The sequence below is a fragment of the Flavobacterium sp. T50_26 genome (assembly GCF_057652995.1).
Genome location: NZ_JBYFCC010000009.1, coordinates 17,198 through 41,709, shown reverse-complemented (window position 1 = coordinate 41,709; position 24,512 = coordinate 17,198). Strand labels below are relative to the sequence as shown.

Genomic DNA, 24,512 nt, shown 5'->3' with positions numbered 1-24,512 from the left:
ATTAATTACTTTAAAATTATAGTTGTGTAATGGTATATGTTAACCCAGTAAAATCAATTGTAATATAATATTTACCAGCAGCGGTTACAGGAATATCAGAACCCCCAGAATCTAACGTTAAATCATTCCCACTATCCCCATAATTAGTTCCCCAATCTTGGTTTAATCTAAACTTAAATGCTCCTTCAACTAAATCCATAACAATTGAATATGTATTTGTAGTTGAGTCATAATCTAAAAGTGTGTCGCTATCCCAACCTGTTGGTGTAGCACTTCCAATAATTCCCCATGCGTCTATAATAGGAGTAATAGAATAGGTTAGATTGTCTAAGTCTAACACAATTGTATAATTACCAGCCGTTACAAGAATATCTGAACCTCCAGCATCTAAAGATAAATCATTTCCAGTATCGCCATAATTTGTATCCCAACTGTTGTCTAATCTAAATTTAAACGCTCCGTCTAAAAGATAAACTGAAATAGAATATTTTCCATTCATTGGGTTGTATGTCATGGCAGTACTATTATCCCAACCATATTGAGTTGCACTACCTATTATACCCCAGTTAGGTTGATAAGGTGTAACTTTAATTGAAACTACATTGGAAGTCCAACTTGTAGATTTAATTCTAATGTCAATAACACCTTCTGTTAGTGGTTCGATACCTAAACTTTTTGCAGTTGAATCTAAAGTACCAATTGTAACATCTAAAAACAATTCCGTAGCAGTTCCTATAGTCATTGGAGAAGCAAAATCTGTACCTCCAAGAGCTGCTTCAACAGTATATGTAGTTGAAGAGTCGCTAGTTGCGTCTGAATCTGTCCAAACAAAAGTTGTTGCTAATTGGTTTAATTTGCTACCATCTAAGATAGAATTAAAACTAGATGTAGGATTGATTAATGAAATACCTTCTGCTGGTGTTGTAGCCTCAATGTCTTGAATATCATCTGAACATGATATAATTATTAGCCCAAAAAGCACTAATAAAAGTTTTGAAATTTTTTTCATGTTTATTTCTTTATAAAATGATTATTAATATCCTTGATTTTGAGTTAAATTTGGATTTGCAGTTATTGCATTTGCAGGAATTGGAAAAATTTTCAAATTATCAGAAATTGACGTCCCGTTTTGAATATTTCCTTTCCATGCCCAATTATAGCTACCACCTGTAAATTTACCAAATCGAACAAGGTCTTGTCTTCTATGACCTTCCCAATGCAATTCTCTTGCTCTTTCATCAAGTACAAAATTCAAATCTACGTCTCCTGCCGCCACGTTCGCACTAGATGAACCACCATTCGCTCTTACTCTTAAATCATTGATGTATCCAATAGATTGAGCATTTGCATTTTTAACATTACTTCCATTTGTTGCACCATCTTTTCTCATTTGAGCTTCAACATACATTAAGTACACATCTGCTAATCTGAATAAAGGAAAATCAGTATCAACAAAAGTTGAATTTGAACCAGCCACACCTGCAACAGTTTTATTAGAAAACTTATTTAGAATATGACCTTGTGCAGCATTTGTAATTACAGCAATGTCAATTGGTCGTGCTCCATTGTTATCTGTAAATGTGTTTCTCACGTCATTGGAAAAAGCATCTCCGTCAAATTTTTGAACTAATTGCTTTCTTAAACGTAGAGCACCACCCCAACCGCCAACACCAAATTCAGAGGCGTTTGCTTCAAGAGATCCAATCTGACCGTTGATAATTACCGTTGTTGCACCATAGTTTTGTGTTCTTACACCATCTGATTGCAATGTAAAAATCATTTCTCCAGAGGTATGATTATCTGCTTTAAAGTTATTTAAATAATTTGTATTTAAAGCGTAACCTCCTGCTATAATATTTTGACATTGTGTCATGCATTCAGCATATTTTGATGTTCCAATATATACTTCTGCATTTAGGTACATTTTTGCTAAAATCATTTGAGCAACTGCTTTGTCTAATCTTCCGTATTCATTTGTTCTTGCATCTTTAAGGGTTGGAATTACTGCTATCAACTCACTCTCAACGAATTCAAACAACTGTTGTCTGTTATATTCTGGTCCTTTAAAACTAATTGGATCATTTTCTGTTACAAAAGGAGCTTTTCCAAAAACATCCATCATGTAATAATATGCCAAAGCTCTTAATACTCTTGCTTCTCCTTTAAAAATTTCAATTTCTGCAACATCTTCTGGATCTGTAATTCCTCTTGTTGCAAGCAATTCTGGAGTTGATTGGTTTAGAAAATCGTTTGCAAAAGCAACTTCTGCCATAGTTCTGCTAAAAAATCCTAAAACTATAGGGTTCGTAGCCGTCCAAGTGTTTCTTTGCAACTCTGCAACACCTTCATCATTCTCATAGGTCCAAACCACTTCGTCAGTGGTCAAATTTTGTAAATACCATAAAGTTCTACCAAATTGACTTGTACCTGCGTCAATTCCTTGTAAAAATGAACTCCCTGCATCACCTGTGCCTGTTAATGATAAATTACCATAAACGCCGGCTAAAGCTTGTTTGTAACCTTGTACTGATGTAAACAGAATTTCTGGAGTTACTGTTCTGGGATCTTCAGAAGCAACATTTAAATCATCGGTACAAGACATAATTACTCCAAACGTTAGGAGTAAGTAAATAATCTTTAATTTTTTCATAACTTTTTTTTTTAAAATTTAACATTAGCCCCAAACAAGAAACTTCTTTGTCTTGGGTAAATAGTACTGTCTACACCACCTGTTATTTCAGGATCTAAACCGGAATAATCAGTTAATACAAATACATTTTGCACACCTGTGAATAGTCTTAATGATGCTTTGCCTTCTAACCATTTAGGGAAAGTGTACCCCAAAGTTATATTATCCATTCTTAGGAATGATGCATTTTCCACATACATATCAGACAATACATTTCTATCATTCTGATTGATTATACCTGTTTCCAAAACCGATGTTGGTATATTTCCAATAGTACCACCGGTATTTAACAAATTATATTGAGCTCTACTTGCGTCTACTTGATTAAATACTCGATTACCCAAATTTGCTCTTAGATTGAAATAGAAATCAAAATTTTTGTAATTTAAAGTTGAAGCAAATCCTAAAATCAATTTTGGATCTGGATTTCTATAGATGTATTTATCTTCAGAATTAATAACACTATCTCCATTTAAATCGGCAAATGCTCCTTCAATAGGTCTTCCGTTAGTATCATATAATTGTTTATAAACAAGAAATGAAGATGGACTAAATCCAACAAAATGAGCTTGGGCTTGTGTACCTGTACCTGCAATATTACTACCTACTATTATAAATTGAGCATCTAATTGTTCAATTTCTCTTTGATAAGTAGTTGCATTAAAGCTTAAATTTAAGTTTAGATTTTCTTGTCTAATTACATCAGAGTTTAACGACAATTCAATACCTCTTGTTGTAAAATTTCCAATATTTTGCCATGCTCTGTTTGAAAAGTTACTTCCATCTGCTGTAGCTACATCGGCTAATAAATCCTTAGAGTCTTTGTAAAAAGCATCTATTGAACCTGTAATCCTGTTGTTAAAAAGTCCAAAATCGATACCTGCATTATAGGTAGTAGTTTCTTCCCATTTTAAATTATTACTTTGTCTAGCAGACACTGCGATTGGATAAGGAGTTTCTCCAAATACATATTGAGAACTACCACTACCAATGTTATATTGTTGTAAAAAGTCATTTCTGTTACCAATATCTTGTTGACCTGTTATACCCCAACCTAATCTAAGTTTTAAATCACTGATAGTTTTACTGTCTTTAAAAAAGTCTTGATTAACTTTCCATGCAAATGCTGCTGCAGGGAAATTTGCCCATCTATTTTCTTCATCAAATCTAGATGAACCATCTCTACGATAAGTAAACGTCAATAAATATTTATCGTACAAATTGAAGTTTGTTCTTCCAAAAAAACCAATGTTTACACGATCAAAATCAACGTTTGTTTGAGGAAAACCTGTTGTACCTGTTGGTAAGTTAGGATCATTTAAATTACCCGTCACATAAGTGTAAGAATCCCATTTTTGGTATGAATAACCCGCAGTAGCATCAAAAACTAAATTATTAAAAGTCTTATTATAATTAAGATAAGCATCTAATAATTTATTTTTTCTGTAACCTCTAGTAAACTCATTTGTTCCAAAAGGTATATTGTTAAGTGATCCAGAAGTTGCAACATCAGTACCAGCAACTTTAGTTCTTTCTCCAATTGATTCATCAAAACCTACGTTTACAACAGCTTTTAATTCCGGAATAAAATGAAACTTATAATCCATTTCTATATTACCAAAAAATCTATTGTTAAGTCCTTTATCATAAGTTTGCAATAATTGAGCAACAGGATTTCTAGGTACCTGTGTAGTCAATTCACCATTTGAAGGGTTATAATATTCGAAAAAACCTCCATAAATCGAATTATTATCATAAACAGGTTGTGTAGGATCGAATGCTAAAGCTGAACCTTCAACGGCATCTGCAAATCTATTTTTTTCATTTGCATAATTTGCATTAATTCTAAACTTTAAATGATCTTTCAATAAAGAAGGGCTTAAAGAAAGACCAACTGTACTTCTATTAAATTTATTAGTTAATCTTAATCCTTCTTGATATGTGTTTCCTATTGTTAATCTTGAAGGAATTGCTCCAAATAAATTACCTCTTAATGATAAATTCTGGTCAACAAAATCAGTTCTTCTGTAAATTTCATCTTGCCAGTCAGTATTAGCATTACCTAATCTTGACACATCTTGAGGTCTAACTTCTTGAATAAGGGCTCTATAATCGTTAGCTGAAAAAACATCTATTTTATCAACCAATTTACCTGAACCGTATTGAAAATTGTAATCAACTGCCAATTCTTTTCCTCCTTTTTTTGTTGTAATTAAAATTACACCATTAGAAGCTCTAGAACCATAAATTGCTGTAGCAGAGGCATCTTTTAAAACAGTTAAAGATTCAATCGTACTAGGATTCAAAGAAGCTAAAAAAGAAGTTGAACCTGTTCCTGTTGAATTTTCAATTGGCAGTCCATCAATTACTATCAGTGGATCATTAGATGCAAACAGCGAAGACCCACCACGAATTCTAATTTCAGAACCCGAACCTGGTGCTCCTGAAGTATTAATAGCCAAACCAGCAACTCTACCTTGCAACAAATTTTCGGTAGTTACGTTTGCTCCCTTGTTAAAATCTTCCGTAGTAATGGTTGTAACCGATCCTGTAGCATCTTTCTTTTTAACAGAACCATAACCAACCAAGACTACTTCATCTAACTTGGCCGCTTCCTCTTCAAGGGAAACATTAATTGTTTTTTGCGAAGTGTAAGGAACATCTTGTGTAGTAAAACCTACATAAGTGAACTCGATCACTTCACCGCTTTTTACATTTGACAGCATATATTTACCATCAAAATCGGTTGTAGTACCCTTAGTGGTACCTTTAATAATTACGTTTACTCCCGGCAGGGGTTGTCCAGACGATTTGTCAATCACAACGCCACTTACAGTGCTCTGAGCCAGCACACTTAGCGGCAGTAGTAGCAATAAAAATAACAACTTTTTAGAAATTGTTTTCATACAGTTTGTTTAGGTTAAAAATTGTGTTTTTGCTTGTATTTTTGACTTCGAATGTTAAATTTAAGTAAAATTTTTGTCTTTTTGAATAAACATTTACGAAACAGTCTCCGAAAACGTTTTCGTGTTGAAAACTTTTAGAATAATCAGTATTTTTAAGCTAAAAATTCCGATTCTAAAAAATAAAATTTATCTTTATTCGCAAATCATTAATAAGTACAAAAAAACATGAAAAGAAAAGTTACATTAAAACAAATTGCAAAAGAATTAGATGTTTCCATTTCTACCGTTTCAAAATCATTAAAAGACAGTGCCGAAATAAGCGAAGATACCCGTCAAAAAGTGCAAGCTTTTGCAAAACTATACAACTACAAGCCTAATAATATTGCACTTAGCTTAAAAAATAAAAAAACTAAAACAATCGGAATAATTATCCCAGAAATCGTCCATCATTTTTTTGCTACCGTAATTAGTGGAGTAGAAAATGTAGCAAATGAACATGGCTACAACGTAATAGTATGTTTATCAGATGAATCCTTTGACAAAGAAGTAATCAATATGGAAATGTTGGCCAACGGAAGTATAGATGGATTCATTATGTCATTGTCAAAAGAAACGCAACAAAAAAGAGATTTCCATCATATTTCCGAAGTTATCAATCAAGGAATGCCGGTTGTTATGTTTGATCGTGTTACAAATGATATTTTGTGTGATAAAGTTATTATTGATGATAATTTATCTGCCATTCAAGCGGTTCAAACGCTTATCGATAAAGGATTAAAGAAAATAGCCCTCATAACTACTGTAGATTATGTAAGCGTTGGAAAATTGAGAACTGAGGGTTACTTGAAAGCTTTAAAATCTAACGATATTAAAATTGATGAAAATTTAATTCTTAAAATTGAAGATATAGAACATTGTGATGAAGCCATTGATAATCTAATTAACTCTCAAAAAATCGATGCCATTTTTGCCGTGAACGAACTTTTTGCAGTTACAGCAATAAAATCGGCCTTGAAAATTGGATTGAAAATTCCGGAAGATATTGCCGTTATAGGATTTACAGACGGAATTATTTCTAAATATTCCTCCCCAAGCATTACAACCGTGAGTCAAAACGGAATTAAAATGGGCGGAAAAGCAGCGAAAATGCTGATTGAAAGATTGGAAAGTGAAGACGAAGATGATGAACATTACAGAACAGAAGTTATCGAAACTCACTTAGTTGAAAGAGAATCTACGCCAACGTTGTAGTAACTGTAAACCATTGATTTTATTGACTTTGAAAATTATAAATCAGAAAAATGACTTTCATAATTTTTTCAAAAAAATAATTTCGCTTTAAAAAAAAACTATATTTGTACCAATTATCAAAGCTTGTATTTTTACTTCGAACCTAAGTTTTGATAAGCCATAAACCGCTTATCGTATTATTAATCAATTAATTACGATAATGGAAAAGCGTAAGTTAAGTTTCTGGGAAATTTGGAACATGAGTTTCGGTTTCTTGGGAATACAAATGGGTTTTGCCCTTCAAAATGCAAATGCCAGTAGAATTCTTCAAAAATTTGGTGCCGATGTTCACGAACTTTCGTGGTTTTGGATTATTGCTCCACTCACAGGATTAATCGTTCAACCAATTATAGGTCACTACAGTGATAATACTTGGGGTCGCTTTGGAAGAAGAAAACCATTTTTCTTACTTGGTGCTGTTCTAGCTTCTGTTGGATTAATTTTAATGCCACAATCTGAAATTTTCATCGTCTTTTTGCCTGCTCTATGGGTAGGTGCCGGAATGCTGATGATTATGGATGTTTCGTTCAACATTGCCATGGAACCTTTTCGTGCTTTGGTTGGAGACAACCTTCGAACAGATCAACGGACATTAGGTTTTAGTGTGCAAACGGCATTAATTGGCATGGGTGCAGTTGTAGGCTCCATCCTACCTTCCTTTTTAAGATGGGCTGGTGTTGTAGGCGAAACCGAAAGCGGAATTCCAAATGATTTAATATGGTCGTTCGTAATTGGTGCAGTCATTTTAATTATTACCATTTTGGTTACCGTAATTACTACGCACGAGTATTCGCCACAAGAATTAGAAAATTTTACAGACGAAAAAGCTCATAAAGAAGCTATTGGCGATGAAAAACCTTCAAGATTATTAGACATTTTTGAAGATTTTGCAAAAATGCCAACTACTATGCGTCAATTAAGTATGGTGCAATTCTTTTCTTGGTTTGGTCTTTTTGGAATGTGGGTGTTTACAACTCCTGCAATTGCTCAACACATTTATGGACTAGCATCAGATGATGTAAAAAATCCACTATTTGATGACGCTGGAAATTGGGTCGGAATTCTATTTGGTGTTTACAATTTCGTTTCAATGATTTTTGCCTTCACCCTTCCTTACATTGCAAAACAAATTGGAAGAAAGAAAACACATGCAATTTCTTTAATCATTGGTGGAATCGGTTTGATATCCGTGTATTTTATGCCAAACAAAGAAGCACTTATTTTTTCTATGATTTGTGTCGGAATTGCTTGGGCGAGTATTTTATCGATGCCTTATGCCATCCTTGCCGGATCTATTCAACCTAAGAAAATGGGAGTTTATATGGGAATTTTCAATTTCTTTATCGTAATTCCGCAAATTATTAATGCCCTCATTGGAGGATTACTTGTTAAATATTTATATAATGATCATGCCATTTTTGCCCTTGTAACTAGTGGTGTCAGTTTTTTAATTGCCGCTGCTTTAGTTTACAAAGTAAAAGATGTGGATGATATAGTACAAAACTAATGAATCAAAAATGTTTCATATTCGATCTCGACGGTGTAATCGTTGACACAGCCAAATACCATTATTTAGCTTGGCAAAAGATTGCTCACCAATTGGGTATCGAATTTACGCCCGAACACAACGAAGAACTAAAAGGTGTAAGTCGTGTTCGATCACTCGACCTCATTTTAGCCTTAGGAAATATGGAAGCTTCTCAGGAAGACAAAAACAGATGGCTCGTTCAAAAAAACGAAGACTATCTTTCCTATTTGGTGGATATGGACGAAAGTGAAATCTTGCCGGGAGTTTTACCGGTTCTCATTTATCTTAAAGAAAACAACCAAAAAATTGTATTGGGTTCTGCCAGTAAAAACGCAAAACCAATTTTAGAAAAAGCAAAAATCATCAATTATTTTGATGCCATTGTGGACGGAAACGATGTATCAAATGCCAAACCGGATCCGGAAGTTTTTATTCAAGGAGCCAAAAAAGTGAATTTTTCAAACGAAGAATGTATCGTTTTTGAAGATTCTGTTGCCGGAGTTCAAGCCGCAAATATAGCCGGAATGACGAGTGTTGGAATAGGTGAAGAAAGCATTTTACATGAAGCTCAATTCGTATTTCCTGATTTTACACACATCGATTTGAATTTCATACAAAACCTAATAAATAAATAGTAAAATTTTAATGTTGTCAAGATTTTGAAATTATTCAACAAAAACTTGAAACTTGAAACTTGAAACTTTAAACTAAAATTAATGAACCAAGATTATATCATACCAGATAACTGGTCGATTATTGAAGAAGGATTTGAACAAGACCTGGTTAAGTCTTCCGAAAGTTTGTTCAGCATTGGAAACGGTGCCATGGGACAACGTGCAAATTTTGAAGAATATTATTCCGGAAAAACTTTCCAAGGAAGCTATATTGCCGGAATTTATTATCCCGATAAAACAAAAGTGGGTTGGTGGAAAAACGGTTATCCCGAATATTTTGCCAAAGTGCTAAATGCTCCTAATTGGATTGGAATTAACATCGAAATCAACGGTGAAAATTTAGATTTGGCCAATTGTAGAGCAGTGAAAAATTTCCGCAGAGAATTGAATATGAAAGAAGGTTGGTATCATCGTTCTTTCATTGCAACGCTTCAAAACGGAACTGAAATTGAAGTACAAGTACGTCGTTTTCTTTCCTTAGATTTGGATGAAGTCGGCGTTATCAATTACCAAGTTACCGCTTTAAATCAGGATGCTACAATTGTTTTCAAACCATATATTGATGCCGGCGTTCACAACGAAGATGCCAACTGGGAAGAAAAATTTTGGGAGCCATTAAATGTAAAAAATAATGGAAACGAAGCTTTTGTAACCGCCAGAACCTTTAAAACACATTTTACTGCAACCACTTTCATGCAAAATACGATTTTGGTTGATGGGAAAAATGTGAATGTTTCTCCTTCAAATGTGAAATCATCCAATGATAAAATTGAATTTTCGTATGAAGTTTCAGTTGATAGAAATCAATCAACGACTATTCAAAAAATAGGTGGTTACACCATTTCGATGAACCATGAAAACACAGAAGAAGCAGCTAAAAAAGTTGTATCTGATGCAATTTCCATCGGTTATAACCAATTATTAGAAGACCAAATCAAAGCTTGGGCAAAAATTTGGGAAATGAGTGATATTACCATCGATGGTGATGTGAAAGCTCAACAAGGAATTCGTTTCAACATTTTTCAATTAAATCAAACCTACTTAGGGAAAGATTCTCGTTTAAATATCGGTCCAAAAGGATTTACCGGCGAAAAATACGGTGGATCAACTTATTGGGATACGGAAGCGTATTGCATTCCATTCTATATGGCTACTAAAGATCAACAAGTGGCCAGAAACCTATTGACTTATCGCTACAATCATTTAGAAAAAGCGATTGAAAATGCAGCAAAACTAGGTTTTAAAAACGGTGCTGCTTTGTATCCGATGGTGACGATGAACGGCGAAGAATGCCATAACGAATGGGAAATTACGTTTGAAGAAATTCACCGAAATGGTGCGATTGCTTTTGCTATTTTTAACTACTATCGTTTTACCGGAGATTACAGCTATATTCCTGAAAAAGGACTGGAAGTTTTAATCGGAATTGCTCGTTTTTGGCATCAAAGAGCCACCTACTCTACCTATCGAAATCAATATGTAATTTTAGGTGTAACCGGCCCGAATGAATATGAAAATAACGTCAATAATAATTTCTACACCAATTATATTGCAAAATGGTGTATTGATTATACAATCGAACAAATTCAAAAAATTGAAAAAGAATATTCGACGGATTATACTCGAATTTTAAATAAAGTAAAACTTTCTGTGGCTGAAATTAACCATTGGAAAGAAGTTGCCGACAATATGTATTTCCCTTACTCGGAGGAACATGATGTGTATTTACAACAAGATGGATTTTTGGATAAAGAATTGGTAAAAGTTTCTGATTTAGATAAAAGTCAGCGACCAATTAACCAAAAATGGTCGTGGGATAGAATTTTGCGTTCGCCTTACATCAAACAAGCTGACACTTTACAAGGATTTTACTTTTTTGAAGATCATTTTAGTAAAGAACAATTAGAGAAACATTTCGATTTTTACGAACCGTTTACCGTTCACGAAAGTTCGCTTTCACCTTGTGTTCACTCGATTCAAGCGGCTGTTTTGGATAGAATGGAACAAGCATACACGTTCTATTTACGAACTTCCCGTTTGGATTTAGATGATTATAATAAAGAAGTGCACGAAGGTTTACACATCACGTCGATGGCCGGAACTTGGATGAGTATTGTAGAAGGTTTTGGTGGAATGCGTGTTAAAAATGAAACCTTACATTTTGAACCAAAAATCCCAACACAATGGAAAGGATATTCGTTTAAAATTAATTTCAGAAATCAAATTTTAAAAGTTTCTGTGCAATCTAATGAAACGAAATTTTCATTGGAAGGAAATAAACCTATTACTGTTTTTGTAAAAGGAAAAGAAATCTTGGTGGAACCGAATAGTTTGGTTACCGTATAATAAATTCTCGCAAAGACGCTAAGTCGCAAAGGTTTGCTTAGCGTCTCTGCGACTTTGCGAGATAAAACAATCAATTATGAAAAAAATTTCATTACTTCTGTTTTGTCTCGCATTTTCATTTTTATCCGCTCAAGTCAATCGAATTGAACCCACAAACTGGTGGACAGGATTCAAAAATGAAAATCTGCAATTGCTCGTGCATCATCCGAACATCGGAAATGCAACGCCAAAAATTTCCTACGATGGTGTTTCAATTATCAAAGTTCACAAGGCCAAAAGTCCAAATTACTTATTCATCGATGTAAAAATTGCTCAATCCACAAAACCGGGAAAGTTCAATATCATTTTTGAATCGGAAAAAGGCAAAAAAATCACACAATCGTACGAATTAAAACCGAAATCAAAACCTTCAGAAGATTTCATCGGTTTCAATAGTTCTGATGCTATTTACCTCATCACTCCTGATCGTTTTGCCAACGGAAATGAAGCAAATGACATTGTGAAATCGATGCAAGAAACTACGTTAGACAGAACCCACGACTACAAACGTCACGGTGGTGATATTCAAGGAATTACCAACCATATTGACTATATCAAAAACTTAGGATTTACCGCTATTTGGCCAACTCCGGTTTTGACAAATGATATGAAAGGTGGTTCATATCACGGTTATGCGATGACCGATTTTTATCAAGTAGATCCACGATTTGGAACTTTAGCAGATTATAAAAATCTATCCGAAAAACTTCATCAAAATGGTATGAAACTCATTATGGATCAAGTGGCCAATCATTGCGGTAGCGAACATTGGTGGATGAAAGATTTACCTTTTTCAGATTGGGTAAATTATCAAGAACTGTTTGAAAAAGAAAAAAAATACGTCACTTCCAATCACCGAAGAACAAGCAATCAAGATTTGTATGCCTCTGAAAAAGACAAAAGAGAAATGGCCGATGGTTGGTTTGTTTCTTCAATGCCCGATTTGAATCAACGTAATCCGTTTTTAGCGAGATACATTATCCAAAATAGTATTTGGTGGATTGAAACACTTCATCTAAGTGGCATCCGTCAAGACACTTATCCTTACCCTGACAAAGTTTTTATGTCAAATTGGGCAGGTGAAATTATGGCTGAATATCCTAATTTTAATATCGTTGGAGAAGAATGGAGTTCGAATCCGTTGCTCATTGGTTATTGGCAAAAAGGTGCAAATAATAAAGACGGTTACGAATCCAATTTGCGTTCAACAATGGATTTTGCAATGCAAACACTCATTCCGCAAGCCATCAAAGAAACAGAAAGTTGGGACAAAGGTTTGGCGAAGATTTACGATGGTTTAGCCAACGATTTTCATTATGCTTCGCCAAAAGACATTATGATTTTTCCGGATAATCACGATATGGACCGCATTTTTACACAAATGGAGGAAAATGTAGAAAACACAAAAATGGCTTTGGCTACTTATTTAGTTTTACCAAGAATTCCACAGTTGTATTATGGAACAGAAATTCTAATGCAAAATACAGCAAAACCAGGTGATCATGGCTTAATCCGAACCGATTTTCCTGGTGGATGGAAAGGTGATAAAGTAAATGCTTTTACTGGCGATGGACTTTCTTCAGAGAAAAAAGAAATGCAAAGCTATTTGACTAAAATTTTAAATTACAGAAAAAACAGCAAAGCCATTCACGAAGGAAAAACCATTCATTTTGCACCAAATAATGGAATTTACACGCTATTTAGAATATTGAATGATGAAATTGTTGTTTTAATTTTAAATAAAAATGAATCTGCAAAAGTTGATCTTTCTACTTATAAAGAATTAGGTTTTGAAGGTAAAAAAATGAAAAACATTGTAACAGGAGAAGAAATTATTTGGGATAAAGAATTGAATTTAAGTAAAAAAGGAGCCTTTATTTTTACGACCAAAATGAATTAAAGAATGAAAAAACTCTTTTTACTATTATTACTTTCAACAGTTGGATTTGCTCAAAATGCGAATCGAAAATACATTTCGCATCAATTGAATGAAAACGTTCTGGAAATAAAAACTTCCGATGGAATGTATTTTCTTCAATTATATAATGATAAAATTGTTGAAACTTCTTTCGTTCCAAACGGAGAAAAATTTAATCCAAACTCACACGCTCTTGTTTTAAAACCGGACAACAATGGTTTTGAATTTAAACAATCAACGGATTATTTAGAAATTAAAACCTCAGAATTAGAAATTCAAATTATAAAGTCACCTTTTAAAATTTCATATTACAAAAAAGGCGAATTACTTCTTTCAGAAAAATTAGGTTATTTCAAACGCAAACACGAACCGCTTGAAAAAGTAAAAGGAAATATCGTTTATGATTCCACTGAAGTAATTCAGTTTAATATCAATTCAACTGAAAAACTCTACGGTGGCGGAGCAAGAGTGTTGGGAATGAACCGTCGTGGAAACCGTTTAGCACTTTATAACCGAGCAGATTACGGTTATGAAACCCGCTCAGAATTGATGAATTTTACCATTCCAATCGTGATTTCTTCGCAAAGATACATGGTTCACTTTGATAATGCTCCCATAGGTTATTTGAATTTGGATAGTAAAAAAGAAAATGTGTTGGAATACGAAACCATTTCCGGCAGAAAAACCTATCAAGTGATTGTGGGAAATACGTGGGAAGATTTAATTTACAATTACACCGAATTAACAGGAAGACAACCGTTACCGCCTCGTTGGGCGTTGGGTAATTTTTCTTCCCGTTTTGGCTATCATTCCGAAGCGGAAGCACGAAGAACCATTCAAAAGTTTCAAGACGAAAATATTCCGGTAGATGCAATAATCTTAGATTTATATTGGTTTGGAAAAGAATTGCAAGGCACAATGGGAAATCTAGAAGTGTATCGAGATAGCTTTCCAACTTTTGAAAAAATGGTGGACGATTTTAATAAAATGGGCATCAAAACCATTCCGATTACAGAACCTTTTATTTTAACAACTTCCAAAAAATGGCAAGAAGGTGTTGATAAAAAAATTCTTGCAACAGATTCCGTTGGAAATCCTTTTACCTATGATTTTTATTTTGGAAACACCGGTATCATTGACATTTTTAAACCGTCTGGCAAAAAATGGTTTTGGGATATTTACCGAGATTTAGCCGACAAAGGCGTAAGTGGAGTTTGGGGTGATTTGGGTGAACCCGAAGTTTTTCCGGCAGCAGCAAATACATTTGGCGGAACCGCTGATGAAGTACACAATATTTACGGTCACAATTGGGCAAAATTAGTTTTTGAAGGTTATCAAAACGATTTTCCAACGCAAAGACCTTTTATTTTGATGCGTTCCGGTTATTCGGGTTCGCAGCGATATGGAATGATTCCGTGGAGTGGCGATGTGAACAGAACTTGGGGCGGACTTTCGGGTCAGGTGGAAATTTCACTCCAAATGGGAATGCAAGGTTTGGCCTATATGCATTCTGATTTGGGCGGATTTGCGGGTGCCAACTTAGATGACGAATTGTATGTTCGTTGGTTGCAATACGGCGTTTTCAATCCGATATTTCGACCGCACGCACAATCGGATGTGGCTTCTGAACCTATTTTTAGAAGTGATTGGGCAAAAAGTTTAGCCAAACAAGCGATCGAATTACGCTATCAAATGCTTCCTTACAATTATAGTTTGGCTTATGAAAATTCGCAAACGGGAAAACCGTTGATGCGTCCACTGTTTTTTGAAGAACCTGAAAATGAAGCATTATTGACTAAATCCGATGGTTATTTATGGGGAAAAGATTTTCTGGTTTATCCGATTATGGAAGCAAAACAGACAGTAAAAGAAGTGTATTTTCCTAAAAATAGTAATTGGACGGAAATTAATTCTACTAAAAAATATAGCGGCGGTTCAACTGAAAAAATAAATGTAAGTGAAAATTACATTCCAACTTTTGTGCGAAATGGCGTTTTGATTCCGATGACAAAAGTTGTGCAAACCACTCAAAATTATGATAATTCCAACTTAGATTTACATCTTTATTTTGATGAAAAAATAACGTCAAGCGAACGCCAATTTTATTTTGATGAAGGAAATAATTCATCTGAAAATAATCCAGAATTGCTTACTTGCGAAACAGAAATTTCAGAAAAAGAACTTCTTCTTTCGATGGAAAGTAATTCATTACAATCTAAAGGGAAAAACGGTAAATTTCACATTTATCATTTGAATAAAAAACCGAAATCTATCATCGTCAATAATAAAAAAATGAAATTTCAATACAACAAAAAATCAAAAAAATTGGAATTCGATTATTTGCTAAGTACTACTAAAATGAACATAAAAATTAAATTATAATGAAACAATTCTTTTCCACATTAATCTTATGCTGTATGATTGTAGGATGTTCACCAAAAAAAGAAACCGTTCAGGTGGAAACACCTTTTGTCTGGGAAGGTGCCAATTTGTACTTCTTGTTAATCGACCGATTTAACAACGGAAATCCTGAAAATGACTCAATCATTCGAAGAGATAAAGAAACAGGCGTTCTCCGTAATTTTATGGGTGGCGATATCAAAGGAATTACGCAAAAAATTGACGAAGGTTATTTTACCGATTTGGGAATTAATGCCATTTGGATGACACCTGTTGTAGAGCAAATTCACGGATCAGTGGATGAAGGAACAGGAAATTCGTATGGTTTTCACGGCTATTGGACCAAAGATTGGACCGCCATCGACCCAAGTTATGGATCAAAAGATGATTTGAAAGAATTGGTTGAAAAAGCTCACGCCAAAGGAATCAGAATTGTGTTGGATGCTGTAATTAATCATACCGGACCAGTTACTGAACTAGACCCGGTTTGGCCGGAAAGTTGGGTGCGAACCGGGCCAAAATGTTCGTATGACACGTATCAAAACTTCATTGATTGTACGTTGGTTGAAAATCTTCCCGACATTAAAACCGAAAGCAATGAGGATGTTGAATTGCCTCCGGCTTTAGTAGAAAAATGGAAAAAAGAAGGTCGTTATGACCAAGAAGTTGCCGAATTGGATGAATTTTTCAAACGAACAGGTTATCCAAGAGCTCCGAAATACTACATTATGAAATGGTTGTCCGATTACATCACCGATTTTGGAATTGATGGTTATCGAGTGGATACCGTGAAACATACTACCGAAGACGTTTGGGCTGATTTTGAAAAAGTGTGTAAAGACGCTTTTGCACAATACAAAAAAGACAATCCTGCTAAAGTGCTGGACGATAATGAATTTTTTATCGTTGGTGAAGTATACGGTTACGGAATCAGTGGTAAACAACTTTATAATTTTGGCGATAAAAAAGTTAACTATTTTGAAAACGGTTTTGAGTCACTCATCAATTTTGATTTTAAAGGTGATGCCAATAAACCGTATGAAGAACTTTTTAGTAATTATTCTTCGGTTTTAAGTTCCGATTTAAAAGGGTTGAGTGTGATGAACTATGTTTCTTCGCATGATGACGGTTGGCCATTTGATAAAAAAAGAGAAAAAGTATTTGATGCCGGAACTAAATTATTATTAACTCCCGGAATTTCGCAAGTGTATTATGGCGATGAAACAGCTCGTTCGTTAGAAATTGAAGGAACCGAAGGTGATGCTACCTTGCGTTCGTTTATGAATTGGGAAGATATTAAAACCAATGAAAACACCAAAAACGTATTGACACACTTTCAAAAAATTGGTCAATTCCGAAAAAATCATCCGGCGATTGGAGCAGGAATTCATAAAGAAATTTCAAAAGCTCCGTTTTATACTTTTAGCAGAACATTTACAAAAGGAGATTTTACCGATAAAGTGGTAATTGGTTTGGAATTGCCTTTCGGAAAAAAAGAAATTAATGTCTCATCCATTTTTGAAGATGGAACAGAAGTTCACGATGCTTTTTCCGGAATTTCAACTATTGTAAAAGATGGAAAAGTGATAATTGATAGTCAAATGGGAATTGTATTATTGGAGAGAAAATAAATTCAAAATACTTTTACCTAACCAAAAGCGTTTATAATCAAAAAGATTGTAAACGCTTTTTTTAAATCATTTTTTTTAGAGTTAAAAGATTAATTGCTTTATTCCTATATTTGAACACATCAATAAAAAACAACCTTTTTAATGAATTTTTTCAGCATAAATTCTGTTTCAAAGCCACTTCTCCAACGAATTATTCTTGTGTTTTTTATTGGATTATTAACCGCTTGCACTTCCTACAAAACCCAAATGGGAAGTCAGGCAACATCTTTTTACAGTAATCAAACACTTGATACAACCACCATTGTTTATTCGGTTTTTTTAACGGGAAACGCAGCTAATACTCAAAATGATGGAGCGACTCCTTCCCTATCCAATTTTAAAAAACGATTGGAAAAAGCTTCAAAAAATAGTACGACTCTTTTTTTAGGCGATAATATTTTTCCGTTAAACGGATTCAATCAAAACAAAACAAAAGCGGAAGAAAAAATCACGTCTCAATTAAATTTAACCGAAAAATTCAAAGGAAAAGTATTTTTTATTCCCGGCAAAAGCGATTGGGGAAATTCGACTTCTTCCATTTTGGCTCAAGAAAATTTTATTTCAAAATATAAGAAAAAGGAAAGCAAACTAATTCCTCAAAATGCATGCGGAATCGAATTTATTTCGTTGAGTAATGAAGTTGAATTGGTTGCCATCGACTCGCAATGGTTTTTGGAAGATTGGAATGAGCACACCGAAATCAACAAAGGATGTAGCATTAAAACCCGTGAACAATTTTTTGATGAACTCGACAGTCATCTTTTGGAAAATCAAGAAAAAACAATTCTCTTAGCCATTCATCACCCACTTTTGAGTAACGGAATTTATGGCGGTCAGTATTCCTTGGACGAACAACTTTTTCCGTTTGATACTAAAATTCCGCTTCCAATTGCCGGAAGTTTTTATAACCTTTTCCGAAAAGCAAGCGGCTATAAAACCGAGGATTTGCAACATGCTTCCTATCGCGAAATGGCCGATAGAATAAAAGCCACCGTTCAAAAATACAATCATGTTGTCGTAGTTTCCGGTCATGAACAAAACTTGCAGTACATCAACAAAGACGGAATTCAGCAAATCATAAGTGGTTCCGGTGCTCATTTTTCAGCAGCAAGAGCAGTTAACCCAAAAGATTTTAGCTATGGAGGCTATGGCTATGCCGTGGTAGATGTGTATGAAAACGGAGCTTCAACCGTTTCTTATTACACTACTTCCAACCGAAAAGAAGTGTTACTTTTTAAACAAAAAATTAGAGAACCGGAGCTAAACATCAAACATCAAAATTATCCTAAACAATTTGACCCTACAATAAAAAGATCTATTTTCGGAAAGCCGGTTAGTCGAAAAAGCGACGTTTATCAATTTCTTTGGGGAAAACATTACAAAGGCTATTATAAACAAGAAATTGCATTAAGAACTGTTGGTTTAGACACGCTTTATGGCGGTTTAAAACCAATCGGTTTGGATAATGAAGGAACAACAAATTCCCTTTTGTTAAAAGATAAAAACGGAAAAGAATTTGTAATGACTCCGCTCGAAAAAGATGCTTCTTCGTTTTTTAAATCGTTAGCTTATAAAAATGAAAAACAAAAAAACCAGGCCGATAATGCTCTTTCAGAAGATTTTTTGAGGGATTATTTTACAACTATTCATCCGTTTACGCCGTTAGTTATTTCAGGACTTTCTAAGGCGATTGGCGTTAGTTCAACTCAACCGAAATTATTTTTTGTTCCTAATCAAAATAGCTTAGGCAATTACAACGAAAATTTTGGTGGTAATTTATATTTGATTTCAGAGAAAATAAATTCTTCTCAAAAAAGCCTTTCTACTTTCGGAAAACCGTCTTCGATTATTGATACGGATGAAATGCTTCACAACATTAGAACCGATAAAAATCATGTGGTTGACAAAGAAAATTATATCCGAGCTCGTCTTTTTGATATGCTCATCGGCGATGGTGATAGACAGGAAAAAAATTGGCGATGGGGCGTTCATCAAGAAAAAGGAAAAACAATTTATCGCCCGATACCATTGAATCGCGACCAAGCTTTTGCCAAATACGACGGAGCCTTTTTATGGCTTTTGAAAAGTATTCCGGCCATGGGACAAATGCATTCCTACTCTTATAATCACAAAAAAACCAAAGAATTCAACAAACAAGCGTATGCTTTGGACTTAGCTCTTTTATCGGATATTGATGAAAAAGCATGGGAAAAACAGGCAAAATTTATTCAAGACAATTTAACCAACGATATCATTAATAAAGCATTTTTACAATTGCCTTATGAATTGCAGGACGAAACGACTTCCAAACTGAAATTGTATTTGAGAAATCGTCTCAAAAAATTAAATCAAACCGCTCAACATTATCAAAAGTTATTAGACAAAAAAACGTTGATTGTTGGAACAATGCAAGATGATGTTTTTGTGATTAATCGTTTATCCAACGGCAAAACTTCTGTTGTGGTTTATAATGGGAAAAAAGTACCCGCCAACATTGTGTATGAAAAAACATTTACCAAAAAACAAACCAAAGAAATATGGCTTTTTGGCTTAGAAGGAAAAGACGAATTTAGTATGGAAGGAAAAGAATTCAGCAACGTCAAGATTAGATTAATTGGTGGTTTGAATCAAGATTCGTATGTGATTGAAAACGGTAAAAAAGTCAAAATCCATGATTTCAAATCAAATAATATATTGAATGTAGATAAGAAAACAACTGTCTTACTTTCAAACGATTATGAAACAAACACCTACAATTATAAAAAACCAAATTTTGATGAATTTACCGGAGTTCCTTTAGTTGGCTATAACCCTGATGACGGCATTCGATTAGGCGTTCGATTAGATTTTACCAAAAAAGGATATTTAGGCAATCCGTTTTCACAAAAACACACAGCCGATCTCAACTATTATTTTGCTACCAAAGGCTATGAATTAGGTTATTCCGGAATTGTAAAAAAAGCATTTTCCTTTTTTGATTTGGTAATTGATGCTCAAGCGACCAGCTCTAATTTTGTACAAAACTTTTTTGGTTTTGGAAACGCCACCAACAATGATGCTGATGAATTTGATTTCAATCGGGTTCGGATTGCTTCCTACAAAGTGAGTCCCGGATTGGTATGGCAAAAAACCAAAAGTTCCAGTTTTACTGGTCGTGTAAATTTTGAAGCCTACAAAGTGGAAGACACACCCGAACGATTTATTTCAACCGGAGTTGTAGATGAACGTGTTTTTGATTATCAAAATTTTGCCGGTGTTGGATTAGAATATCAATTCAAAAATTATGACAATCCTTTTATTCCTTCGTTGGGAATGGGCTTTCAGGTTTTAGGAAAATGGAATGCAAATTTGGGTGATTTTTCAAGACAAGTTCCTTCGGCCGAAGCTGCTGTAAACTTTGTATTCCGATTGACACCGGATGCTCAATGGATTTTGGAAACTACCATAAAAGGAAAATCACTTTTTAGTTCTGATTACGAATTTTATCAAGCGGCTAATTTGGGTGGCGATAATGATTTACGAGGATTTAGAGACAATCGCTTTTCCGGAAAAACAGCTGCTTTTCAAGGAACCGATTTGCGGTATGCAATCGGACAAATTAAAAACCCATTTGCTCCTGTAAATTATGGTGCTTTTGTTGGATTTGATTATGGAAGAGTTTGGTTTCCTGGCGAAAGCACTTCAAAGTGGCATCAATCAACCGGGTTTGGATTGTGGTTAAATAGCAGTAACATGATTTCTTCTACACTTTCGTATTTTCATTCGAGTGATGGAGGTAGGATTGCGTTTGGGATGAAATTTAATTTTTAGGTTTTACCACGAATTCACGAATATTTTTTTGACAGCCGCTGATTCGCTGATTGAGTTTGAAAAAATCAGCGAATCAGCGGCTAAAAATTAACCTAATCTTGATGCTGAAAAATAAGCTTTGTGAAATTGATTTCTAAACTTTGTGAAAATCTTTTCCAATGAAATCAAATTTCTATTTGTTAGTTATCTTCGCTTTGACATTAATGAATTGCTCTAAAATGAAAAAACCACTCAACATTGGTCATCGAGGTGCGATGGGACACGAAACAGAAAACACGATTGCTTCCGTTAAAAAAGCATTGGAGTTAAATGTGGATATGATTGAAATTGATGTTTTTTTGATAAAAAGCGGTGAGCTGGTTGTTTTTCATGATGAAACTTTAGACAGTTTAACTAATACTTCCGGGAAGATTGAAGATTTTACGCTTGAAGAATTACAAAAAGTGGTAGTGAAAGGAAACCATCAAATTCCAACGTTAGAAGAAGTTATTAAAACGATTGACAAAAAAGTACCACTAAACATTGAATTAAAAGGCAAAAATACAGCCAAACCGACTTTTGAATTATTGGAAAAGTACTATCAAAAAGGCTTGAAGAAAGACGATTTTGTGATTTCTAGTTTTTTATGGGATGAATTGGAAACATTCAGAAAATTGGATGATAAAATATCTATCGCAATTCTAACGGAAGAAAATCCTATAAATGCAATTGAGATAGGAAAAAAATTAAAAGCTGTTGCCATCAATCCGTGGTGGAAAACCTTGACAAAAGGAAACGTAGAACAAATTCAAAACGAAGGTTTTCTTATTTATACCTACACCGTTAACGAACCTTCAGACATTAAATTTGTAACAGAATTGGGTGTGGATGGAATTTTTTGTAATTTCCCCGAAAGATTACACTAATGTATGATGTCCTGATTGTAGGTGGTGGTGCAGCCGGTTTTTTTACCGCTATCAACCTCGCCGAAAAAAACCCTAATTATAAAATCGCGATTCTTGAACGTGGAAAGGAAGTGCTCACAAAAGTACGTGTTTCCGGTGGCGGAAGATGCAACGTGACGCATGCTTGTTTTATTCCGAATGATTTAGTGAAATTTTATCCGCGTGGCGAAAAAGAATTACGTGGTCCTTTTCATCAATTTTGTTCCGGCGATACGATTGAATGGTTTGAAAAGCATGGTGTTGAGTTGAAAATTGAAGAAGATGGACGAATGTTTCCGGTTTCAGATTCTTCGCAAACAATTATCGATTGTTTTTTAAATGCAACCAAAAAATACAACATTGAAATCCTAACCGGACAAAGTGTACAATCTATTTTTCGTTCCGAAGATAATTGGAAAGTAGATACCAATCAGCAAACTTTTCGTTGTGAAAATTTAGTGATGACCACCGGAAGCAATCCAAAAATTTGGGAAATGCTTGAAAAATTAGGTCATTCCATTGTTCCGCCGGTTCCTTCCCTATTTACTTTTAACATTAAAGACAAACGAATTAAGGATTTGATGGGTTTATCGGCTTTTGCTTCGGTAAAAGTGCAAAACTCAAAACTTTCGGCTTCGGGACCGCTTTTGATCACACATTGGGGAATGAGTGGGCCGGGAATTTTGCGACTTTCCGCTTGGGGAGCAAGAGAATTATTTGATAAAAATTACCAATTTATATTAGAAGTCAATTGGCTCAACGATTCAACTTTAGAAGAAACTGAAAACCAGTTAAAAGATTTAAAATTAGAACACGCGAAAAAAGTCGTAGCCAAAAAATCTCCATTTGATTTACCGAATCGTTTATGGGAAAGTTTGGTTTTGGCTTCAGAAATTTCGTTGGAAACCAAGTGGGCAGATTTGTCTAAAAAACAACTTCAAAATTTAACCTTGCAATTGACGAATGGAAAATTTCAAGTAAACGGAAAAAGTACGTTTAAAGAAGAATTTGTTACCGCAGGTGGAATTGATTTAAAGGAAATTAATTTTAAAACAATGGAAAGTAAACTACTTCCCAAAGTTTATTTTGCAGGAGAAATTGTGAATATTGATGCGATTACGGGCGGGTTCAATTTTCAAAATGCTTGGACGAGTGGGTTTATTGTGAGCCAAAATATCCTTTAAAGCTCTGAACCCCTGCCCGGGATTGTAACGGAAAGCCCGGAACAAAAAAACACTAATTTTCTTGAAGCAAAAAAGCGACCAAAGGAAGCTCTTTTTGGTTTATAGAAAATTGTGTTTTTTGTGAGGACTTGGAGAGAAAAGCCCGATAAGGCCCAAAAAATTAAAATAATTCGCTTCGGTATTCCCAAACTTTAAGGAGAAACAAACCGAAAAACACAACCGAAACGACAAATTTCATAAACGTTGAAGCCAAAAAACCAATAAAAGAGCCGGTTGCAGCTTTGAATGCTTTTTGAGAATCTTTGGAGTCATTGATCATTTCGCCGACAAAAGCTCCTACGAAAGGACCGATGATGAATCCGAATGGAATGGGTGCCAAAATGCCAACGACTAAACCAATATTTGTTCCCCAAATACCATATTTGCTTCCACCAAATCGCTTGGTTCCTTTGGCGGGAATGACGTAATCGAGAATCCCGACTACTAGTGCAACGAATAAGGTTACGCCTAAAACGGTGTAACTCATTGGTACAGCTTTGGTGAAATACAACAACAAAAGTCCGACCCAACTAATGGGCGGTCCGGGCAAAACGGGCAAAAAACTGCCGAGAATGCCAACTATCATTAAAATGAATGCGATGAGTAAAAGTGCGATATCCATGTTTCAAAGGTATAAATTTATTGTTTTAAAAAATAAAACTAAAAAATTAGTTGAAACTAAAGGTTTAGTTTGTACATTTGTTTTATTCAACTAAAAACTTAGTTCAAAAAATGAAACAATTAACGAAAGCCGAAGAGGAAATCATGCAAGTTTTGTGGAGGTTAGAAAAAACCTCTGTAAAAGATATTATTGAGCATTTGCCCGAACCAAAACCAGCTTATAATACGGTTTCAACCATTGTTAGAATTTTAGAAAACAAAGGTTTTGTGAACCATGAACAAGATGGAAAGGGTTATTTATATTTTCCGATTGTGAAGAAAACAGATTATAGCAACGAATCGATAAACAAATTAGTTGATGGTTATTTTCAAGGATCGTTTAAAAGTATGGTATCTTTTTTTATGAAGAAAAATGATATGAGTTTGGCAGAATTAGAAGATATTTTAAAGGAAATAAATACTAAAAAAGAATAAT

Annotated in this window: 15 protein-coding genes; 11 read left to right on the top strand and 4 right to left on the bottom strand. The window is 34.4% G+C overall.

Going from position 1 to position 24,512, the window contains the following annotated elements; all coding sequences use genetic code 11:
* Window positions 1–16 precede the first annotated feature (16 nt).
* From AC23MC_RS06890 to AC23MC_RS06880, 3 genes are read right to left on the bottom strand one after another with little or no spacing between them, the layout of a single operon-like run.
* Complete coding sequence (locus AC23MC_RS06890; protein ID WP_487567668.1) at window positions 17–1,009, bottom strand: SusE domain-containing protein; 993 nt, start codon at window positions 1,007–1,009, stop codon at window positions 17–19.
* 24 nt (window positions 1,010–1,033) lie between these two features.
* Entirely contained in the window at window positions 1,034–2,650 is a 1,617-nt protein-coding gene (locus AC23MC_RS06885; RefSeq protein ID WP_487567667.1) for a RagB/SusD family nutrient uptake outer membrane protein, read from the bottom strand.
* An 11-nt stretch (window positions 2,651–2,661) separates the two neighbouring features.
* The gene (locus tag AC23MC_RS06880) at window positions 2,662–5,595 is read right to left on the bottom strand and encodes a SusC/RagA family TonB-linked outer membrane protein (protein WP_487567666.1); all 2,934 of its coding nucleotides are present in this window, start codon (window positions 5,593–5,595) and stop codon (window positions 2,662–2,664) included.
* A 225-nt stretch (window positions 5,596–5,820) separates the two neighbouring features.
* Between AC23MC_RS06880 and AC23MC_RS06875 the strand changes: the two genes are divergently transcribed.
* The 10 genes from AC23MC_RS06875 (at window position 5,821) to AC23MC_RS06830 (ending at window position 23,377) form a co-directional block, all read left to right on the top strand.
* Window positions 5,821–6,846 carry a LacI family DNA-binding transcriptional regulator gene (locus AC23MC_RS06875; RefSeq protein WP_487567665.1) on the top strand — a complete coding sequence of 342 codons (1,026 nt, stop codon included), beginning with the start codon at window positions 5,821–5,823 and terminating at the stop codon, window positions 6,844–6,846.
* 199 nt (window positions 6,847–7,045) lie between these two features.
* Entirely contained in the window at window positions 7,046–8,392 is a 1,347-nt protein-coding gene (locus AC23MC_RS06870) for an MFS transporter (protein WP_487567664.1), read from the top strand.
* Window positions 8,392–9,048, top strand: a complete 657-nt coding sequence (gene pgmB, locus AC23MC_RS06865; protein WP_487567663.1) for a beta-phosphoglucomutase — start codon at window positions 8,392–8,394, stop codon at window positions 9,046–9,048. Before AC23MC_RS06870 ends, pgmB begins: the two co-directional genes overlap by 1 nt.
* An 81-nt stretch (window positions 9,049–9,129) precedes the next feature.
* Window positions 9,130–11,433, top strand: coding sequence for a glycoside hydrolase family 65 protein (locus AC23MC_RS06860; protein ID WP_487567662.1), 2,304 nt, complete (start codon window positions 9,130–9,132; stop codon window positions 11,431–11,433).
* A gap of 76 nt (window positions 11,434–11,509) precedes the next feature.
* Window positions 11,510–13,372, top strand: a complete 1,863-nt coding sequence (locus tag AC23MC_RS06855) for a glycoside hydrolase family 13 protein (RefSeq protein WP_487567661.1) — start codon at window positions 11,510–11,512, stop codon at window positions 13,370–13,372.
* 3 nt (window positions 13,373–13,375) lie between these two features.
* Window positions 13,376–15,772, top strand: coding sequence for a glycoside hydrolase family 31 protein (locus AC23MC_RS06850; protein WP_487567660.1), 2,397 nt, complete (start codon window positions 13,376–13,378; stop codon window positions 15,770–15,772).
* Entirely contained in the window at window positions 15,772–17,421 is a 1,650-nt protein-coding gene (locus AC23MC_RS06845) for an alpha-amylase family glycosyl hydrolase (RefSeq protein ID WP_487567659.1), read from the top strand. The genes AC23MC_RS06850 and AC23MC_RS06845 overlap by 1 nt, the downstream gene beginning before the upstream one ends.
* Before the next feature lie 141 nt (window positions 17,422–17,562).
* Window positions 17,563–21,270, top strand: a complete 3,708-nt coding sequence (locus tag AC23MC_RS06840; RefSeq protein WP_487567658.1) for a BamA/TamA family outer membrane protein — start codon at window positions 17,563–17,565, stop codon at window positions 21,268–21,270.
* A gap of 218 nt (window positions 21,271–21,488) precedes the next feature.
* Window positions 21,489–22,175 (top strand): glycerophosphodiester phosphodiesterase, encoded by a 687-nt coding sequence (locus AC23MC_RS06835; RefSeq protein ID WP_487570638.1) that lies wholly within the window; start codon window positions 21,489–21,491, stop codon window positions 22,173–22,175.
* On the top strand, window positions 22,175–23,377 hold the full coding sequence (locus AC23MC_RS06830; protein WP_487567656.1) for a BaiN/RdsA family NAD(P)/FAD-dependent oxidoreductase: 1,203 nt from the start codon (window positions 22,175–22,177) through the stop codon (window positions 23,375–23,377). The genes AC23MC_RS06835 and AC23MC_RS06830 overlap by 1 nt, the downstream gene beginning before the upstream one ends.
* A gap of 160 nt (window positions 23,378–23,537) precedes the next feature.
* Here the strand turns inward: AC23MC_RS06830 and AC23MC_RS06825 are convergent, their stop codons facing one another.
* Complete coding sequence (locus tag AC23MC_RS06825; protein WP_487567655.1) at window positions 23,538–24,038, bottom strand: DUF456 domain-containing protein; 501 nt, start codon at window positions 24,036–24,038, stop codon at window positions 23,538–23,540.
* Window positions 24,039–24,148: 110 nt separating this feature from the next.
* Here AC23MC_RS06825 and AC23MC_RS06820 point away from each other — a divergent pair, with 110 nt between their 5' ends.
* Entirely contained in the window at window positions 24,149–24,511 is a 363-nt protein-coding gene (locus tag AC23MC_RS06820; protein ID WP_487567654.1) for a BlaI/MecI/CopY family transcriptional regulator, read from the top strand.
* The last annotated feature ends 1 nt before the right edge of the window (window position 24,512 follow it).

Excerpts from the sequence above, each read along its gene's own strand:
- AC23MC_RS06875 (WP_487567665.1), top strand. The coding sequence starts at position 5,821 with ATGAAAAGAAAAGTTACATTAAAACAAATTGCAAAAGAATTAGATGTT.
- AC23MC_RS06885 (WP_487567667.1), bottom strand. The coding sequence starts at position 2,650 with ATGAAAAAATTAAAGATTATTTACTTACTCCTAACGTTTGGAGTAATT.
- AC23MC_RS06890 (WP_487567668.1), bottom strand. The coding sequence starts at position 1,009 with ATGAAAAAAATTTCAAAACTTTTATTAGTGCTTTTTGGGCTAATAATT.
- pgmB (WP_487567663.1), top strand. The coding sequence starts at position 8,392 with ATGAATCAAAAATGTTTCATATTCGATCTCGACGGTGTAATCGTTGAC.
- AC23MC_RS06845 (WP_487567659.1), top strand. The coding sequence starts at position 15,772 with ATGAAACAATTCTTTTCCACATTAATCTTATGCTGTATGATTGTAGGA.
- AC23MC_RS06825 (WP_487567655.1), bottom strand. The coding sequence starts at position 24,038 with ATGGATATCGCACTTTTACTCATCGCATTCATTTTAATGATAGTTGGC.
- AC23MC_RS06820 (WP_487567654.1), top strand. The coding sequence starts at position 24,149 with ATGAAACAATTAACGAAAGCCGAAGAGGAAATCATGCAAGTTTTGTGG.
- AC23MC_RS06850 (WP_487567660.1), top strand. The coding sequence starts at position 13,376 with ATGAAAAAACTCTTTTTACTATTATTACTTTCAACAGTTGGATTTGCT.
- AC23MC_RS06855 (WP_487567661.1), top strand. The coding sequence starts at position 11,510 with ATGAAAAAAATTTCATTACTTCTGTTTTGTCTCGCATTTTCATTTTTA.
- AC23MC_RS06860 (WP_487567662.1), top strand. The coding sequence starts at position 9,130 with ATGAACCAAGATTATATCATACCAGATAACTGGTCGATTATTGAAGAA.
- AC23MC_RS06830 (WP_487567656.1), top strand. The coding sequence starts at position 22,175 with ATGTATGATGTCCTGATTGTAGGTGGTGGTGCAGCCGGTTTTTTTACC.
- AC23MC_RS06840 (WP_487567658.1), top strand. The coding sequence starts at position 17,563 with ATGAATTTTTTCAGCATAAATTCTGTTTCAAAGCCACTTCTCCAACGA.
- AC23MC_RS06880 (WP_487567666.1), bottom strand. The coding sequence starts at position 5,595 with ATGAAAACAATTTCTAAAAAGTTGTTATTTTTATTGCTACTACTGCCG.
- AC23MC_RS06835 (WP_487570638.1), top strand. The coding sequence starts at position 21,489 with ATGAAAAAACCACTCAACATTGGTCATCGAGGTGCGATGGGACACGAA.
- AC23MC_RS06870 (WP_487567664.1), top strand. The coding sequence starts at position 7,046 with ATGGAAAAGCGTAAGTTAAGTTTCTGGGAAATTTGGAACATGAGTTTC.